The following is an 18,490-nucleotide window of genomic DNA, read 5'->3' as shown; positions in this document are numbered from 1 at the left end:
CTCGCGCTTCGCGCCCCGGGACGACGGTGGCGCAGGAACCTCCCCCTGCCCTCGCACTTATCACGCAGCCGCCGCACCCCGGCGGGACCTGTGAGGCCGCTCGCGCATGATCGACGATCTCTGGTACAAGAACGGCGTGATCTACTGCCTGTCCGTCGGCACCTATATGGATGCCGACGGCGACGGCGTCGGCGACTTCAAGGGCCTGTTGCGGCGGCTCGACTATCTGCACGGCCTCGGCATAACCACAATCTGGCTGATGCCGTTCCAGACCTCGCCCGGCCGCGACGACGGCTACGACATCGCCGACTATTACAGCGTCGATTCCCGCTACGGCACGCTCGGCGACTTCGTCGAGTTCGCCCATGGCTGCAAGCAGCGCGGCATCCGCATCATCATCGACCTCGTCGTCAACCACACCTCGGACCAGCATCGCTGGTTCAAGGAAGCGCGGCGCGACAAGAACTCGCCCTATCGCGACTGGTACGTCTGGTCCGACACGAAGCCCGCCAATGCCAACAAGGGCATGGTGTTTCCCGGCGTGCAGAAATCGACCTGGACGCGCGACAAGGACGCCGGCGCCTGGTATTTTCATCGCTTCTACGATTTTCAACCCGACCTCAACACCGCGAACCCGCACGTGCAGGCCGAGATTTTGAAGATCATGGGCTTCTGGATCCAGCTCGGCGTCTCCGGATTCCGCATGGACGCCGTGCCCTTCGTGATTGCGACCAAGGGCGCCAAGGTGAAGAAGCCGGTCGAGCAATACGACATGCTGCGCGCGTTCCGCGAATTCCTGCAATGGCGCCAGGGTGACGCCATAATCCTCGCCGAAGCCAATGTGCTGCCGGAAACCGACATGGAATATTTCGGCCGCGATGCCGACCGCATGCACATGATGTTCAACTTCCACGTCAACCAGCATCTGTTCTATGCGCTGGCGTCGGCCGACTCGCGACCGCTGGCAAAGGCGCTGAAGGCGACCAAGCCGCGGCCGGCCTCGGCGCAATGGGGCCTGTTCCTGCGCAATCACGACGAGCTCGATCTCGGGCGCTTGACCCCGGCACAGCGCGACACCGTGTTCAAGAGCTTCGGCCCCGACAAGGACATGCAGCTCTACGACCGCGGCATCCGCCGCCGCCTCGCGCCAATGCTCGGCGGCGACCGCAGGCGGCTCGAGCTTGCCTACAGCCTGATGTGCACGCTGCCGGGAACGCCCGTGATCCGCTATGGCGACGAGATCGGGATGGGCGACGATCTCTCATTGCCGGAGCGCAATTGCGCGCGCACGCCGATGCAATGGTCGACCGAGCCGCATGGCGGCTTCACCAAGAACGACAAGCCGGCCTGTCCCGTCATCGACAAGGGCCCTTACGGCTTTCCGCACGTCAACGTCGCCAAGCAGCGGCGCGATGCCAATTCCATGCTGAACTGGACCGAACGCATCGTCCGCATGCGCAAGGAGGTGCCGGAGATCGGCTGGGGCAATTTCGCGATCATTGCGACGCGTGATCCGGCTGTCTTCATCATGCGCTATGACTGGCGCAACAATTCGGTGCTGTTCGTGCACAATCTCGATGAGAAGCCACGCGAGATCGCGTTCTCGACGGGGCTGCCTGATGATGCCGGCGCGCACCTGATCAATCTGCTCGCGGAAGACCACAGCCACGCCGACAAGCGCGGCCAGCACCGCGTCGTCCTGGAGCCGTATGGCTATCGCTGGTATCGGGTCGGCGGGTTGGATTATTTACTGAAGCGGAGTGATATCGACGGGGATACTGCGGGTAACAAGCATCCGGGGTAGGTGCATCCACACACTCCGCCGTCGTCCTGGCGAAAGCCAGGACCCATTACCCCAAGAGGTCGTTGGCGCGTGAGCTGATAACCACCAGCCTCCGCCACACTGCGTCCTGTGGTAATGGGTCCTGGATCTGCGCTTCGCTTGTCCAGGACGACGTTGGAGAATGACGCTGTCGCCTCGCCCTACTTTCTAGGGCGGCTGCACGATCACCCCTTCATTCCCGCGCAAATCCAACACGCCTTCCAGCCTCTCACCCTCACGATCCAGGAACGTCGACAGCAGGATCTCGCTGCCGAAGCGGATCGCGCTGGTGGTGACGGCGATCGGGTCGGGGCCGAGATTGAGGGCCACGATCACCGCCCTGCCCTCGGCCTCGCGGCGGTAGATCAGGAGATCGCCCTGCGCCGCGATCGGATGATAGTTGCCGGCCACCAGGGGCGGGCTGCTCTTTCGCAGCACGATGAGCCGCCTGTACAGGCTGAGGATCGAGCGCGTGTCGGCTTCGAGATTGACGACATTCTCGTGGATATGATCCTCAGGCAGCGGCAGCCACGGCCTGACGTCCGAGAAGCCGGCGAAGTTCGAGGAATCCCACTGCATCGGCGTGCGGCAACCGTCACGGCCGACGCCGATGCCGGGCACGTTCTTCTCGAAGGGATCGCGCACGTCCTCGGGCGCGATCGCGAGCTGATGCATGCCGATCTCGTCGCCGTAATAGAGCGTCGGCGTGCCGCGCAGCGTCAGCAGCAGCATGGCGGCGACGCGGGCCTGCTCGGGCCCGACACGGCTGGCGACCCGCGGGCGGTCGTGATTGCCGAGCACCCAGTTCGGCCAGGCGCCTTTCGGCAGCGCCTTCTCGTAGTCGTCGATGATCGTCTCGATCGAGCGCGCGCTCCAGAACGTCGAGAGCAGCGCGAAGTTGAACGGCATCTGCGCGCCGGTGAGGTCGTTGCCGTAATAGGCCATCAGCCGGTGCAGCGGCAGATAGATCTCGCCGATCAGCACGCGGGCGCGATAGGCATCGGTGACGCGCCGCATCTCGGCGATGACGTCGTGCACCTCCGGCTGGTCGGTGGAATATTGCGTCAGGATCTTCTCGTTCGGCGGACGGCCCTCGACGTAGTGAGGATTGGGCGGATTGTCGCGGAATTCGGCGTCCTTGATCAGGTGCCAGATCACGTCGACGCGAAAGCCGTCGACGCCCTTGTCCAGCCAGAACCGCATCACGTCGTAGATCGCCGCGCGGACGTCCGGGTTGCGCCAGTTGAGGTCCGGCTGCTGGGCGAGGAAGGCGTGATAGTAATATTGACCCGTCGTCTCGTCGAACTGCCACGCGCTGCCGCCGAACTCGGACAGCCAGTTGTTCGGCACGCCGCCATCGGGTGCCGGATCGCGCCAGACGTACCAGTCGCGCTTGGGATTGTCGCGCGAGGACCGGCTCTCGACAAACCAGGGATGCTGGTCCGAGGTGTGGTTGGGCACGAGGTCGAGGATCAGCCTGAGACCATGCTCATGCGCGGCCGTGAGCAGCGCGTCGAAATCCGCCATCGTGCCGAACAGCGGATCGATGCCGGTATGGTCGGAAATGTCGTAGCCGAAATCGGCCATCGGCGAAGGGAAGATCGGCGACAGCCAGATCGCGTCGACGCCGAGCGACTTCACATAAGGCAGCCGCCGCAAGATGCCGGCGAGATCGCCGACGCCGTCACCGTCGCTGTCCTGAAACGAGCGCGGATAGACCTGGTAGAAGATGCCGTCGCGCCACCAATTCACCTCGCCCTGTGCCATGTCGGAGAACCCACCCGAAAATCCGCCTCGCGCGAGAGAACGCGGAAGCAACGCCCCGGTTCAAACCAGCAGGCCAATTGGGACGGCCGTGTGACGGCCGAGGCGGCTGTTCCGGGGCCGGGCCAAGAATCTCAAGAATCTTTTGCTTGGCGGCATGGCAAAAATCGGCATTGTGGCGCCATGACCGAGCAAAATGATACCCAAGGATCCTCGCAAGAGTCCTCGCAAGCCAAGGCCGGCGCGATCATCGTCCCCGTGACGCTGTTCGAGCAGAACTGCACCATCATCTGGGACGAACCCGGCAAGAAGGCCGTGGTGATCGACCCTGGCGGGGACGTGCCGAAGATTTTGGACGCGATCAAGCAGACCGGCGTCACCGTGGAGAAGATCTGGCTGACGCACGGCCATATCGACCATGTCGGCGGCGCGGCGGAATTGCGCGATGCGCTGAAGGTGCCGATCGAGGGACCGCATCAAGCCGACAAGTTCCTGCTCGACAATGTGGTGGAGAGCGGCGCGCGCTTCGGCATGACCGGGGTGCGCAACTTCGCGCCGGACCGCTGGTTGGAGGAGGGCGACGCGGTGTCGATCGGCGGCTTGCAGTTCGACATTCTGCACTGCCCCGGCCATTCGCCCGGCAGCGTGGCGTTCTTCAACAAGGAATTACGTTTTGCCCATGTCGGCGACGTCCTGTTCGCAGGCTCCGTCGGCCGCACCGACCTGCCCGGCGGCAGTCACGCCACGCTGATCAGCTCGATCAAGACCAAGCTGTTGCCGCTCGGCGACGATGTCGGCTTCATTTGCGGCCATGGCGCCGGCTCGAGCATCGGCCAGGAGCGGATGACCAATCCGTTCATCACCGGCGAGATGTAAGCTCTATTCGGCGATGCACCGACGTCGCCACAAACAGAGCTGTCATCCCGGACAAGCGTAAGCGCAGATCCGGGACGACGCGTGAGGGCTGAGCTACTTCATCAACCCCGCGGCGGTGAGCGCGCGCGTGATGATCTGGCCGAGGTCGAAGCCGCGGGCGTCCTCGCGCTTCGGCTCGGCCGGCGGTTCGGCGACCGCGTCGCGGATCGAGCGGGCCAGATGCGGCGCTGGCGTCAGCGCCGGCTTCGGCGCTCCAGGCTTTGCCTCCGCCTTCTTCTTCGCCGCGTCCGGAATCCAGCCGGTCAGGCCGAAGAACTTTGCGATGTGGTAGGATGAGGAGATGCCGGCCTCGATCAGGAACGCGCCTTCGACGCCATAGCGCTGGTCGTTGTCGGCTAGCCCGAGCGGCGTGCCGTGCGCCATGTCGGTGATGGCGTAGGACTCGACCAGCGTCTCACCGTCCTTGTTCCACCAGGCCTGGCGCGGATAGCCGTCGACATTGGTCTCGGCCATCGGCACGTCAGGCAGGTCGTGCAGGTCGAGCCACTGCTTGACGATCTCGTTGGCATTGCCGGGATTGACGGTGCGGTCGGCACTGCCGTGCCACACCGACATCTTCGGCCAGGGGCCGCGATAATCGGAAGCGTTGCGCACGAGATCGCCGAGCTCGCGCGCGGGACGCGCCGGCGAATGGAACATGCCGTCCAGCGCCTCGCGCAAATTCGAGGCGATGCCATAGGGCAGGCCTGCGATCACCGCGCCGGCCGCGAAGACTTCCGGATAGGTCGCGAGCATCACGGACGTCATGCCGCCGCCGGCGGAGAGGCCGGTGATGAAGACGCGCCTGGGATCGATGCGGTGCGTCTTGACCATATGCGCAATCATCTCGCGGATCGAGCGCGCCTCGCCGCTGTCGCGCGCAGTGTCTTCCGGATTGAACCAGTTGAAGCAGGTGTTACCGTTGTTGGCGCGCTGCTGCTCGGGCATCAGCAGCGCGAAGCCGTAGTGCCGTGCGAGCGTCGACCAGCCCGCGCCGAGATCGTAAGCCGCTGCGGTCTGTCCGCAGCCATGCAGCACGACGACGAGCGCGCGCGGCATCTGCAACTGCGCCGGCGCGAACGCGAACATGCGAAGATTGCCGGGATTGTCACCGAAGTCCGCAACCTCTTGCAATGGACCGGGCGCATCCGCGCTGCGGCCGAAGTCGGCAAAGCGCAGACCATCCACCTTCGGCAGGCGTCTCAAGAGATCGATATTTCTGGCAAGCGACACGGCAACTCCTGGCAGGCGACGTTCAACGTCCACCCAAACCAGATAGTTGCTGCACTGCAAAATGAAAAGTGTGTGTGCTCTCAATTACCAGAAATTCACGGAGAAACCGCACGCATTAACCGCAATGCCTCAAGTTCGTGCAGATGCGCGGCGCATCCACGCCAGAAATGCGGCGCAGATCATTATTAATGTCACAAACAGCGCGAGCGAGACGAGAAATCCTGCGCGCGGTAATTGCAGAGCTTCGAGCGCGAAGAACAATGCGCCGATTGCGGCCACTCCGGCCGCATTTCCGATCTGCGCAATGGTGCCGTACATGCCGGACGCCGAGCCTGCGGCGACGGGCTTCACGGTGGAAAGCACCGCGCCGGACAGCGGCGCCATCACCAGGCCCTGACCGTAGCCGAAGATGATCATGGTGAGCGCAAGCCCGATCGGCGTCGGCGCATCGAGATCGACTACAACAAGCGCGAGCGCGGCGAGGCCCGCGATCTGAAGCGCGCAGCCCTCGATCAACACCTTGGTGCCGCGATGGCGCGCCCGCACACCGCTGTGACGCGAGGCCACGATGAAGGCGAACGCGAGCGGAATGAAGGCCATGCCGGCTTCGAGCGGCGGGATCTTCAGGCCGCGCTGCATGAACAGCGTCATGACGAGATAGAACGAGAGATTGGCGACGAAGAAAAAGAAGGCCGCGCCGAGGCCGCGCAGGAACGCCGCATCCGCCAGCAGCGTGAGATCGATCAGCGGCATGCCGCCGGCGCGCCCGACTGCGTGCTCGAGCTTCAGGAATAGCGCGAGGATCACCCCGCCGATCGCCATCGCCGCCCACAGCCACGGCGCCCAGCCGACATCGTGCCCGAACAGCAGCGGACCGATCAGGCACAACAACCCTGCGAACAGCACAACACTGCCCTTGATGTCGAGCTTCGTACCGGCCCGGCGAGGCACCGACGGCATGATGCGCCAGGCGGCACCGGCGATGACGAGGCCGCTGGGAACGTTGACGAAGAACACCGAGCGCCAGCCGGTGCCGGCGAGATCGAGCGTGACGAGAAGCCCGCCGAGCAGGAAGCCCGCGGCGCCCGCAAGCCCGAGCACAATGCCGTAGACGGCAAAGGCGCGGTTGCGCAGGCCGTCGGTGAACAACAGATGCAGCGTCGCCAGCACCTGCGGCACCATCAGCGCGGCGGTGGCGCCCTGCGCCAGCCGCGCGATGATCAGCTCCGCGCCTGATTGCGCCAGCCCGCACCACAGCGAGGTCAGGGTGAAGCCGAGCACGCCGGCCAGGAATACGTTCTTGGTCCCGTGGATGTCGCCGAGCCTGCCGCCGGTGACGACCAGCGTGGCATAGGCGATCAGATAGATCGCGATGACGGATTCGATCTGCGCCGGCGTCGCGTGCAGATCGACGGCGATGGTCGGAATGGCGACGTTCACGATGAAGGCGTCGACGCCGAACATGAACTGGGCGGCGACGACGATGCCGAGCACCCACCAGCGGCGCGACGAATCGATCTGCTTTGTGACGGTTTGATGCATCGGCGCGCGGCCCTTCCGGAATTTATTTGCGCGCGATGCTCGCAGATCGGCGTCATCGATGCGATTACCTCCGAGGTAGGACTTGCCGCCTTCTTGCCGCTTTGGCCCGATTGCCGCATGTCGGTTCCCGCTGGTCTCGCGGGGCTCGGAAGTCTTCCGATGTACGACTACGACATGGTGGTGATCGGCTCGGGCCCGTCGGGGCGCCGGGCCGCAGTGCAATGCGCCAAGCTCGGCAAGGCGGTGCTGGTGGTGGAGAAGGGCCGGCGGGTCGGCGGCGTCTCCGTCCACACCGGCACCATTCCCTCCAAAACCCTGCGCGAGACCGTGCTCAATCTGTCCGGCTGGCGCGAGCGTGGCTTCTACGGCCGCTCCTACCGGGTGAAGCAGGATATCGCGGCAAGCGACCTGATGACCCGGCTGCAGAAAACCCTCGATCACGAGGTCGAGGTTCTCGAGCATCAACCTCGAGGCCGCCGGCATCGCCGTCGATCATCGCGGGCGCATCACGGTCGATCCCGTGACATTGCAGACCAGCGTGCCCCACATCTACGCGGCCGGTGACGTGATCGGCTTTCCGAGCCTCGCCTCGACCTCGATGGAGCAGGGCCGCGTCGCCGCCTGTCACGCGCTCGGCATGGAGCCCCTGGCGCCGCCGGAGTTCTTTCCCTACGGCATCTATTCGGTGCCGGAGATCTCGACCGCCGGCCTCACCGAAGAAGAGGTGCGCACGCGCGGCATTCCCTACGAGGTCGGCATCGCCCGCTTCCGCGAGACCTCGCGCGGCCACATCATGGGGCTGAACAGCGGCATGATGAAGATGATCTTCTCGACCAAGACGCGCCGCCTGCTCGGCGTGCACATCCTCGGCGAAGGCGCTACCGAGCTGATCCATATCGGCCAGGCCGTGCTCAACCTCAAAGGCGGCATCGACTATTTCATCCAGAACACGTTCAACTACCCGACACTGGCGGAGGCGTACAAGATCGCCGGCCTGGATGCGTGGAACAGGATGACGCGGTGATCTTCCTTCGCCTCTCCCCGCGGGGAGAGGGAGAAGATGAGCGCATGCCTGCATTCCGCCGCGCGGGACATCGCGCGATTGCGTTCGCGCCATCGGGCACGTAGCCTCACCGTCTCAACAAACAAAAAATCCAGCCGGAGAGAACGCCATGGCGCGCCTGAAGTTCGGAGCCTTCCTTGCCCCGCATCACCCGATCGGGGAGCATCCGATGCTCCAGTTCCGGCGCGATCTCGACCTGGTCGAGCAGCTCGACGCGCTCGGTTATGACGAGTTCTGGTGCGGCGAGCACCATTCCTCCGGCTGGGAGATGATCGCCTCGCCCGAGATGTTTTTGGCCGCAGCCGGCGAGCGCACCAAGCGGATCAGGCTCGGTACCGGCGTGGTGTCGCTGCCCTATCACCATCCCTTCAACGTCGCCCAGCGCATGGTGCAGCTCGATCACATGACCGGCGGCCGCGCCATCTTCGGCTCCGGTCCCGGTGCGCTCGCCTCCGACGCGCACACGCTCGGCATCGACCCGATGACGCAGCGCGACCGCCAGGACGAGGCGATCGGCGTGATCCGCCGCCTGTTCAACGGCGAGCGCGTCACCGCCAAGAGCAACTGGTTCACCATGAACGATGCCGCGCTCCAGCTCCTGCCCTTGCAGGAGGAAATGCCGTTCGTGGTGGCCTCGCAGATCTCGCCCTCCGGCATGACGCTCGCCGGCAAATACGGCATCGGCATCATCTCGCTGGGCTCGATGACGACACAGGGCCTGATGTCGCTCCAGCAGCAATGGCAGTTCGCCGAGGATGCCGCCAGGAAGCACGGCACGACGGTGAACCGCGCCGACTGGCGCGTGCTCCTGACCTGGCACGTCGCCGAGACCCGCGAGCAGGCCCGCCGCGAGGCCGGCGCCGGCCTGATGCGCTGGCACAACGAATATAATGTCGGCACGCTGCAGCGGCCGGGCCTCACCGCGTTCACCTCGCCCGACGAAGCCGTGGACAAGACCGCCTTCGTCGAGGGCGCCGCCTCCGTCATCGGCACGCCCGACGACCTCGTGAAAATGATCAAGAACGTGATGCAGGTCTCCGGCGGCGTCGGCGCCGTGATCGGCTTCGTGCACGACTGGGCCAACCCGGAGAACACGCGCCGGAGCTGGGACCTGGTCGCGCGCTATGTCGTGCCGGAGATCAACGGCTATATCGATGGCCTCCGCAAGTCGCAAAAATTCGTGATCGAGAACCGCGCGATCTTCGAACGCGCCGGCCAGGCCGTGATGGCCAAGATCATGGAGAACGAGAAGGCTGCCGAAGCGCTGAAGGTCACCGGACCCGGCCGCGTCGCCATTCCCGCCGTCAACGCCCCGGATCTGCAGAAGGAAGCGGCGAAGCGGTAGGGCTCGTTGGCGTTACACGTGTAACCACGATCTCAAGCAAGCGATATCGGCCTGTGCTATGCTGCCCCGGTCAGCTGGCGCAGGCCGCAATAAAGTCGCGGTCGCGCGATGTCCGTTCGGTCAGCCAACCGGAGCACTCGTCATGTCGATGCAGAATGTGGCCGCCCCTGCGCTTCAGTTCACCGCCCCCAGGCGTAACGAGCTGACGCACATCCCGGGCGACGAGGGCTGGCCGGTCATCGGCAAGACCTTCCAGGTGCTGGCCGACCCCAAGGGGCATATCGAGGCGAACGGCGCCAAATACGGCCCGGTCTACCGCACCCATGTCTTCGGCGAGACCAATGTCGTGCTGCTCGGACCCGAAGCCAACGAGCTCGTGATGTTCGACCAGCAAAAACTGTTCTCGTCGACGCACGGCTGGAACAAGGTGCTCGGCCTGCTGTTTCCGCGCGGATTGATGCTGCTCGATTTCGACGAGCACCGGCTGCACCGCAAGGCGCTGTCGGTCGCGTTCAAGTCCGGACCGATGAAATCCTATCTCAGCGATCTCGACCGCGGCATTTCCGCGCGCGTCGCGCAGTGGAAGGCCAAGCCCGGCGAGATGCAGCTCTATCCGGCGATGAAGCAGCTCACGCTCGATCTCGCCGCCGCGTCCTTTCTCGGCGCCGATATCGGGCCGGAGGTCGACGAGATCAACCGCGCCTTCGTCGACATGGTCGCGGCCGCCGTCGCGCCGATCCGCCGTCCCCTGCCCGGCACGCAGATGGCGCGCGGTGTCGCGGGCCGCAAGCGCATCGTCGCCTATTTCCGCCAGCAGATTCCGCTCCGCCGCGGCAATCACGGCGGCGATGATCTGTTCTCGCAGCTCTGCCGCGCCACCCATGAGGACGGTGCGCTGCTGTCGGAGCAGGACATCATCGACCACATGAGCTTTTTGATGATGGCGGCGCACGACACGCTGACCTCGTCGCTCACCTCCTTCATCGGCGAGCTCGCCGCAAACCCGGACTGGCAGGACAGGCTGCGCGCCGAGGTTCTGGCGCTCGGGCTCGCCCCGGGCGCGCCAAGCAGCTTCGACGATCTCGAGAAGATGCCGCTGTCCGAAATGGCGTTCAAGGAAGCGCTGCGGATCAAGCCGCCGGTGCCGTCGATGCCGCGCCGCGCGATGCGCGACTTCACCTTCAAGGGCTTCAGGATTCCCGCCGGCACCGCGGTCGGCGTCAATCCGCTCTATACGCATCACATGAAGGACATCTGGCCGGAGCCGGGCCGCTTCGATCCGCTGCGCTTCACCGAGGAGGCCCAGCGCAACCGCCACCGCTTCGCCTGGGTGCCGTTCGGCGGCGGCGCGCATATGTGCCTCGGCCTGCACTTCGCCTACATGCAGGCCAAATGCTTTGCCCGGCACTTCCTGCAGAACATCGAGGTGTCGCTGGAGCCGGGCTACAAGCCGGACTGGCAGATGTGGCCGATCCCGAAGCCGCGGGACGGGTTGAAGGTGCGGGTGAAGGCGGTGTGAATTGGTACGCCGTCATTCCGGGGCGCACGAAGTGCGAGCTATGGTGCGCAATTGCGCACCTGAGAATCTCGAGATTCCGGGTTCGATGCTTCGCATCGCCCCGGAATGACGACAGAAAGTCCCTCGCTACGCCCCCTGATCGAACGCCTTGCGCAGCGCCACGTAGCCCTGCTGCTGCTGGCTCCAGTTGCGGCCGCCGGTGATGGCGCCGTCGATGACGAGGTCGTGGCCGTTGATGAAGCTGGATTCGTCGCTCGCCAGGAACACCGCGGCATGGGCGATGTCGTCGGGAATGCCGGCGCGCGGGATCGGCTGGGCGGTCTTGTAGACTTCGCGCATCACCGCCGGCGTCTTCTCCGCGGCGTCGGTCGCCAGCCCAAGCGCCTTGCCGAAAATGCCGGTCGCGATCGCGCCGGGCGAGATCGAGTTGACGCGGACGTTGGATTCGCCGAGCTCCATCGCCACGCATTTGGTGAGATGGATCACCGCCGCCTTGGCCGCGCCGTAAACCACCGACGAGGAGAAGCCGGCGAGCCGGCCAGCGATGCTGCCATTGTTGATGATGCTGCCGGACCCCTGCTTCTTCATGTAGGGCGCGGCGTGCTTCATGCCGAGCATGACGCTGCGCACCAGCGTCGCCATCGCCGCGTCGAAGCGCTCGACCTCGAGGCCCTCGATGCCGCCGGTCTGCGCCGGCCCGCCGGCATTGTTGAACAGGCAGTCGATGCGGCCGAATTGGTCCACCGCGAGCGCGATCAGCGCCTGCATCTGCGCTTCGACCGTCACATCGGTCTGGCAGAAGATGCAATTAGCCCCGAGCTGCTTCGCCAGCGCCTCGCCTTCCGGTATGCGCCGCCCCGCGATCACAATTTTGGCACCTTCGGCAACGAAGACTTCAGCGGTCCGTAATCCGATCCCGCTCGTCGCACCCGTAATCACCGCGACCTTTCCGTCCAGCCTGCCCATGGAATGTCCCTGTTTTCGAACCTCTTGACGCCAAATGGCGGATACCGATCGACGACGGCGCCGCGACAGTCGGCGCCGCGACGGTCACTATTCCTGCCGGCTCCCGACAAGGCAAGCTTTGCTTGCGCTGGCGAGATGCGTAACATTCGCAACGAACGCACCTCGCAACCGGGCGGCGCATGGAGAAGCTGATCGACGAATTCCGCAAGGGCTGGCAGGGCGCGGCACCTCCGTCGCTCGGCTTGAGCATTGCCTTTGCGGTGGCCTGCCTGCTCGTTGCGACGCTGGCGCGCTGGGGCCTCGCGCAAGTGCGGCCCGACGTCTACTTCACCCCGTACTTTCCGGCCGTGTTCTTTGCCGCCGCGTTCGGAGGCTTCCGGATCGGCATCGTGACGGCGATCGTCGGCGGCGTGCTCGGCGTCGTCGTGAATTTCAGCGATGCGCTTGCCGATCGCGCGCGTTTTGCCCTGCTGGCGCTCTACTGGGCCGTGAGCGCGCTGACCATCTGGGGCGTCGAGCACTATCGCACCATGCTGGCGGAGCAGCGCCGGATCTCCAAGCGCCTGATCGAGGAAGAAGACTATCGCAAGCTGCTGGTCGACGAGCTCCAGCACCGGCTGAAGAACAAGCTCTCGACAGTGCACGCCGTGATTCACCAGGTGCTGCATGACCAGCCGCAGGTCTGGGCCCGGGTCGATCCGCGGCTGCGATCGCTGGCCGCAACCGACGATCTGATCTCGCGGATCGACAAGGCCGGCTGCGACATCCGCGATCTCCTGATCTCGGAGCTCGGCCCCTACGGCCACGTCCGCTTCACCCTCAACGGCGACCGGCTGTTCCTGCCGGCGAAGCTCGCGGTCACGCTGTCATTGATGTTTCACGAGCTCGCCACCAATGCAGGCAAATACGGCGCATTCTCTGCGCCGCGCGGTCTGCTGCAGGTGTCGTGGACCGTCAGCGACGATCGCCTGACCATCACCTGGGACGAGACCGAGGGGCCAACCGTGGACAAGGTGTCCGAGCCTGGCTTCGGCACCAAGCTGCTGAAATCGGCGCTTTCCGCCTTCGATGGCAGGACCGAGATCTCGTATCTGAAGACCGGGCTGCATTGCATCATGCAATGCCGCATCCCCCAAGGCGAAAGCCGCTAAAGCGAAAGCAGACCCGCGCGCTCCGCTCGCGATTTCGCTGGGCGCATTGACCCTCTGTTAATGACGATCGGCGCGCGTGCCGCATCGCCGCAAGACACCACCGTATTTCTCCGGACCCCTTAACCAAACTTAAGAGGGAACCACGCAAGATCGCGCCCATTGCAAAGGCGCGCTGAAACAACAAGATTCATGACTTCTATGAACGACAACAGATATTCCGGCGCGAGCGAAGCCGAACTCGGATTCCTCAAGGAAATCGTTAGAATGCTGCCGGCCGGCCTGACCGTTCAGGACGCCCATGGCGAGCTTCTGCTGGTTAACGATGCCGCAGCGGCGCAGCTCGGCATGGACGGCAGCCGTCCCTCGCCCGATCTGACGCCGCGCCAGGAAGCCTGCCGCCGGGCGCTGAGCGCCGGCCAGGCGGTCGTCACCGAGGAAGCCCTGCACGACGGCGCGGCGCGCCAGGTGCTGCTCACGACCCATCGCCCCGTTCGCCTCGCCGGACGCGAGCTCCTGATCTCCGCCTCCTCCGACATCACCGAGCAGAAGAATTTCGAGGACCAGCTGTTCCGCTCGGCCTATTTCGACGAGCTGACCGGCCTGCCCTCGCGGCGCGTGATCGAGCACCGCGCCAACAACCTGCTCGCGCGCGATGGCGGCGGCGAGCGCTTCGCGCTCGCCTTTCTCGACGTCGACAATTTCAAGCACATCAACGACTATTACGGCCACGCCGTCGGCGATGCGCTGCTCATCGAGCTGGCGAAGCGGCTCGGGCGCGACCTGCGCGATTCCGACATGCTGTCGCGCATCTCGGGCGACGAATTCCTGCTGCTGCTCTCCCCGATCCAGGGCCAGGAGGAAGTCGCCGAATTCATGCAAGCGACGCTGGAGCGGCTGACCGCGCCGTTCTTCATCGACCATTCGGAGGTCTTCGCCTCGACCTCGGTCGGCATCAGCCTCTATCCCGACCACGGAAGCAGCTTCGAGATGCTGCGTCAGAACGCCGACATCGCGATGTACCGCATCAAGAACGACGGCAAGGGATCGGCCGCCTTCTTCGACGCCAGCATGGAGCGCGAGGCGTTGGCGCGCACCAAGATCGAGCAGTCGCTGCGGCTCGCCATCCTGGAGAAGCGCTTCTGCTGCGCGTTCCAGTCCAAGGTCGACATCCGCACGCAGGCCGTGAAGGGCATCGAGGCCCTGGTGCGGCTGCGCGACGACGAAGGCGTGATCCAGGCGCCGGGCTCGTTCATCAACCTTGCCGGCGAGCTCGGACTGATCGACGAGCTGACCCATCTCGTGCTCGCCGAGATCGTCAAGTCGATCGACCTGATCAACGACACGTTCGGCGCGGACGCCTCCATCAGCATCAACGTCGCCGCCAGGCAGGCCGGCAATCCCGAGTTCATGCGCAGCTTCGCGCAGGCGCTGGACAACACCGGCTTTCCCCAACGCTTCATGATCGAGCTGACGGAAGAGGCCTTCGTCGCCAAAAGCCATTTCCAGTCGGAAATCCTGCCGATGTTCCGCAAGCTCGGCGTCGGCATCTCGATCGACGATTTCGGCACCGGTTATTCCTCGCTCTCGGCGCTCGCCGACATCACGGCCGACGAGATCAAGATCGACCGCTCCTTCATCACCGACATCCATAAGCGGCCGCGCAGCCAGGGCATCCTGCGCGCGATCGAATCCTTGAGCGAAGCGCTCGGCATGACCGTGATCGCCGAGGGCCTCGAATCCTACGAGGAGCTCGCCTACCTCCAGGCCGCGACCAAGATCCGCTACGCGCAGGGCTATTATTTCTCGCGGCCGATCTTCCTGGAGGAGCTGAAGCTCGCAACACCCGTCTCCAGCGAGTCCCGCGCCAACGTGGCCAGCCGCCCGATGCAGCAGAACCGACACGGCTATTCGCGGGCGGGCGGGTATCGGCGGTAGGGCGACAGCGGCGCAACAAACACCGCCGTCGTCCTGGCGAAAGCCAGGACCCATTACCCCAGACAGGTGCCGTGGCGCAGGATGGTGACCACGAGTCTTCGCCAAACAGCTTCCTGGGGTAATGGGTCCTGGATCGGCGCTCGCTTTGCTCGCTTGTCCAGGACGACGACCGAGAATGGGTCGCGAAGCCAGCGCCAATTCTCCCCTTTGAAATTGCTGCCCTTTTGGTAATAAACAGGCGGGCTTCCCGCGAGGCACGCCATGTCCGGTCCCTCTTCCGTCGTCAGCGATCCCGCCTATATCCGCGCACGCGCCATGGAGACGCTGTTCGAGCGGCTGGAGCATCTGTGCGAGGGCGCCATCGCGATCGATCGCAGCGGACGCGTGGTGTATGTCAACGAAAAATACGTCACCGCGATGGGCCTCTCGCACGAATCCGAGGCGCTCGGCCGCCCGATCGAGGAGGTCATCCCCAACAGTCTGATGCGCAGGGTCGTGGAAACGGGTGAACCGATCATCCTCGACATCATGGAGCTCGGCGGCGAGCAACTCGTCGTAACCCGCATGCCGATCGAGGACGAGAAGGGGAATATCATCGGCGCGATCGGCTTCGTGCTTTACGACCGCCTCGAGGGCCTGAAGCCGCTGCTCGGTCGCGTCGCCCAGCTCGAGAACGATTTGCGGCTGGCGCGGCGGCAATTGTCGCATGCGCGCGCCGCCCGGTTCACTTTCGACGACTATGTCGGTGCAACCGCCGGCATCGCACAGGCCAAGGAGCTTGCAGCGCGCGCCGCGCGCCAGAGCGTCACCGTTCTGCTCACCGGAGAGACCGGCACCGGCAAGGAGATGCTGGCGCAGGCCATCCACAACGCGTCCGCCCGCGCCGAAAGGCCGTTCGTCAGCGTCAACGTCGCGGCGATCCCGGATACGCTGATCGAATCGGAGTTCTTCGGCGCCGCACCGGGCGCCTATACCGGCGCGGACCGCAAGGGTCGCGACGGAAAATTCCGGATCGCCGACGGGGGCACGCTGTTTCTCGACGAGATCGGCGAAATGCCGCTGCAATTGCAGGCCAAGCTGCTGCGCGTGCTGCAGGAGCGCGAGATCGAGCCACTCGGCTCCGACAAGGTCACCAGGATCGACGTGCGCGTGATTGCGGCCACCAATGTCGACCTGCACAAGCGGGTCAGCGAGGGGACATTCCGGGCGGATCTCTACTACCGGCTGAACGTGCTCTCGATCGAGCTGCCGCCCCTGCGCCACTGCCTGGACGACCTGCCCGAGATCTGCGGACGGCTGCTCGAAGACATCAGCGCATCCGGCGACTACCTCAATGCCAGGATCACGCCGAGCGGTCTGGCTGCGCTTGCGCGCTATGGCTGGCCCGGCAATGTCCGCGAACTGCGCAACATCCTGGAACGCGCGCTGATCCTGAGCGATTCGGGACGCCTCACCAGCGACGACTTCGATCGCATTCTCCCCGTTGGCGCGGAGACGGTGCCCACGGCACCATCGCGGCCGGCCGGCCTCGTCCTGCCCTATGCGGAAGCCGAGGCCGAGTTCGAGAAGCACACGCTGGAACAGGCGCTCGCCGCCAGCAACGGCCAGATCTCGGAGGCCGCCAAGATGCTCCAGATCTCGCGAGCGACCTTCTACAAGAAGCTCGCCAAGTTCGGCCTCGCCTCGGGAGCCGCATCCGTCTGAGTTGCGAGACATCGCGTGTCCGGAGTCTCGGACTCCTGACACGGCGTGCTGCCGCTCTATCCCGGATCAGGCACTGAAACTGCTGGGTTTTCAGCCATTTTGCGCAAACCTGCGGCATCTGGCGCGGAGCTTGCTCTTCGCTCTGCACAATGACGCGTGCTGCACATGCGCATTCGCAACCAGGGAGGACGCAAGATGAGTGAAGCGATCTCAGTCCATCAGCTTGAGGCGAGACAGCCCTCGCACGTGATCGTCGCCACCGCGAGCCTGATCGGCACGGCCATCGAGTGGTACGACTTCTTCCTTTACGGCACCGCCGCGGCGCTGATCTTCAACAAGCTGTTCTTCCCGACCTTCGACCCCATGATGGGAACGCTGCTGGCGTTCGCGACCTACGCGCTCGGCTTCATCGCGCGTCCGCTCGGCGGCGTCGTGTTCGGTCACTACGGCGACAAGATCGGCCGCAAGACCATGCTCTATCTGACCCTGCTGATCATGGGCGCGGCGACCGCGGCGATCGGCTTCCTGCCGACCTACGAGACCGCCGGCATCTGGGCCGCGGTCCTGCTGGTGACCTGCCGGCTGATCCAGGGCTTTGGCCTCGGCGGCGAATGGGGCGGCGCGGTGCTGATGGCGGTCGAGCATGCGCCCGCGGACAAGAAGGGATTCTACGGCAGCTGGCCGCAACTCGGGGCGCCGCTCGGTCTCGTGCTCGGCACGCTGGTGTTCTCGGTGGTGTCCGCGATGCTGACCGACGCACAGCTTCTTTCCTGGGGCTGGCGCATCCCGTTCCTGTTCTCGATCGCGCTGGTACTCGTGGGCCTGTGGATTCGCTTCACCATCGCGGAATCGCCGGAGTTCCAGAAGGTCAAGGACACCAAGCAAGAGGTCAAGATGCCGATCCTCGAGGCGATCCGGATGTATCCCAAGAACATCCTGCTCGCGATGGGCGCGCGCTTTGCCGAAAACGGCTTCTTCTACATCTACGCGACCTTCGTGCTCGCCTATGCGACGCAATCGCTCGGCATGAACAAGCAGGACATGCTCAACGGCGTGCTGATCGGCGCGGCGATCGAGACCTTCACCATTCCCGCCTTCGGCGCGCTCTCCGACCGGCTCGGGCGGCGGCCGATCTACATCTTCGGCGCGGTGTTCTCGGCGCTGATGTCGTTCCCGCTGTTCATGCTGCTTTCGACCAAGAACCCGCAATATGCCTGGATCGCGATCGTGCTCGGCCTCGCCGTCGGTCACGCCGCGATGTACGGCCCGCAGGCGAGCTTCCTGTCGGAGCTGTTCGGCACCAAGGTGCGCTATAGCGGCGTCTCGCTCGGCTACAACCTCGCCTCGATCTTCGCCGGCGCGCTGTCGCCGCTGATCGCGACGGGATTGATGACGGCGTACGCGCCGGCGACCTGGCCGATCTCGCTCTACATGATCGCGCTGGCGATCATCACCGTCGTGTCGGTCTATTTCGCCACCGAAACACGCAAGATAGTGCAGTCCTGAACGTCCTGACGATACCTCTTGTCGC

Annotated in this window: 12 protein-coding genes and 1 pseudogene; 9 read left to right on the top strand and 4 right to left on the bottom strand. The window is 64.8% G+C overall.

Annotated features, from left to right (window positions below):
* Positions 1-106: 106 nt before the first annotated feature.
* Positions 107-1,804, top strand: a complete 1,698-nt coding sequence (locus EI171_RS06930; RefSeq protein WP_161532910.1) for an alpha-amylase family protein — start codon at positions 107-109, stop codon at positions 1,802-1,804.
* 186 nt (positions 1,805-1,990) lie between these two features.
* Here EI171_RS06930 and EI171_RS06925 read toward each other — a convergent pair whose 3' ends face one another.
* The gene (locus tag EI171_RS06925) at positions 1,991-3,589 is read right to left on the bottom strand and encodes an alpha-amylase family glycosyl hydrolase (protein ID WP_161532909.1); all 1,599 of its coding nucleotides are present in this window, start codon (positions 3,587-3,589) and stop codon (positions 1,991-1,993) included.
* Between the two features lie 180 nt (positions 3,590-3,769).
* On the opposite strand from EI171_RS06925, the gene EI171_RS06920 reads away from it, so the two are divergent.
* On the top strand, positions 3,770-4,462 hold the full coding sequence (locus tag EI171_RS06920) for an MBL fold metallo-hydrolase (protein WP_161532908.1): 693 nt from the start codon (positions 3,770-3,772) through the stop codon (positions 4,460-4,462).
* Between the two features lie 93 nt (positions 4,463-4,555).
* Here EI171_RS06920 and EI171_RS06915 read toward each other — a convergent pair whose 3' ends face one another.
* A complete protein-coding gene (locus EI171_RS06915; RefSeq protein ID WP_028172592.1) occupies positions 4,556-5,734 on the bottom strand; it encodes a PHB depolymerase family esterase in 1,179 nt (392 codons plus the stop codon).
* 129 nt (positions 5,735-5,863) lie between these two features.
* Positions 5,864-7,276 (bottom strand): MFS transporter, encoded by a 1,413-nt coding sequence (locus EI171_RS06910; RefSeq protein WP_161532907.1) that lies wholly within the window; start codon positions 7,274-7,276, stop codon positions 5,864-5,866.
* Positions 7,277-7,435: 159 nt separating this feature from the next.
* On the opposite strand from EI171_RS06910, the pseudogene EI171_RS06905 reads away from it, so the two are divergent.
* The 3 genes and pseudogenes from EI171_RS06905 (at position 7,436) to EI171_RS06895 (ending at position 11,203) form a co-directional block, all read left to right on the top strand.
* Positions 7,436-8,300 (top strand): annotated as a pseudogene (locus tag EI171_RS06905) (FAD-dependent oxidoreductase).
* A 148-nt stretch (positions 8,301-8,448) separates the two neighbouring features.
* Positions 8,449-9,684, top strand: coding sequence for an LLM class flavin-dependent oxidoreductase (locus EI171_RS06900; protein ID WP_161532906.1), 1,236 nt, complete (start codon positions 8,449-8,451; stop codon positions 9,682-9,684).
* Between the two features lie 142 nt (positions 9,685-9,826).
* Complete coding sequence (locus tag EI171_RS06895; RefSeq protein ID WP_161532905.1) at positions 9,827-11,203, top strand: cytochrome P450; 1,377 nt, start codon at positions 9,827-9,829, stop codon at positions 11,201-11,203.
* A gap of 126 nt (positions 11,204-11,329) precedes the next feature.
* On the opposite strand, the gene EI171_RS06890 is transcribed toward EI171_RS06895, so the two are convergent.
* Positions 11,330-12,169 carry an SDR family NAD(P)-dependent oxidoreductase gene (locus EI171_RS06890; protein ID WP_161532904.1) on the bottom strand — a complete coding sequence of 280 codons (840 nt, stop codon included), beginning with the start codon at positions 12,167-12,169 and terminating at the stop codon, positions 11,330-11,332.
* Positions 12,170-12,348: 179 nt separating this feature from the next.
* Between EI171_RS06890 and EI171_RS06885 the strand changes: the two genes are divergently transcribed.
* The 4 genes from EI171_RS06885 to EI171_RS06870 all read left to right on the top strand — a co-directional run bounded on the left by EI171_RS06885 (position 12,349) and on the right by EI171_RS06870 (position 18,465).
* A complete protein-coding gene (locus EI171_RS06885; RefSeq protein ID WP_011083714.1) occupies positions 12,349-13,320 on the top strand; it encodes a sensor histidine kinase in 972 nt (323 codons plus the stop codon).
* 198 nt (positions 13,321-13,518) lie between these two features.
* Positions 13,519-15,255 carry a bifunctional diguanylate cyclase/phosphodiesterase gene (locus tag EI171_RS06880; RefSeq protein WP_161532903.1) on the top strand — a complete coding sequence of 579 codons (1,737 nt, stop codon included), beginning with the start codon at positions 13,519-13,521 and terminating at the stop codon, positions 15,253-15,255.
* A gap of 261 nt (positions 15,256-15,516) precedes the next feature.
* Complete coding sequence (locus EI171_RS06875) at positions 15,517-16,959, top strand: sigma-54-dependent Fis family transcriptional regulator (protein ID WP_161532902.1); 1,443 nt, start codon at positions 15,517-15,519, stop codon at positions 16,957-16,959.
* A 195-nt stretch (positions 16,960-17,154) separates the two neighbouring features.
* Positions 17,155-18,465 (top strand): MFS transporter, encoded by a 1,311-nt coding sequence (locus tag EI171_RS06870; RefSeq protein WP_246740457.1) that lies wholly within the window; start codon positions 17,155-17,157, stop codon positions 18,463-18,465.
* Positions 18,466-18,490: the final 25 nt, after the last annotated feature.

Origin of the sequence: Bradyrhizobium sp. LCT2 (assembly GCF_009931255.1) — a bacterium.
Taxonomy (GTDB): domain Bacteria; phylum Pseudomonadota; class Alphaproteobacteria; order Rhizobiales; family Xanthobacteraceae; genus Bradyrhizobium; species Bradyrhizobium diazoefficiens.
The sequence above is the reverse complement of the archived record's forward strand: the minus strand, read 5'-3'. Positions and strand labels throughout refer to the sequence as shown.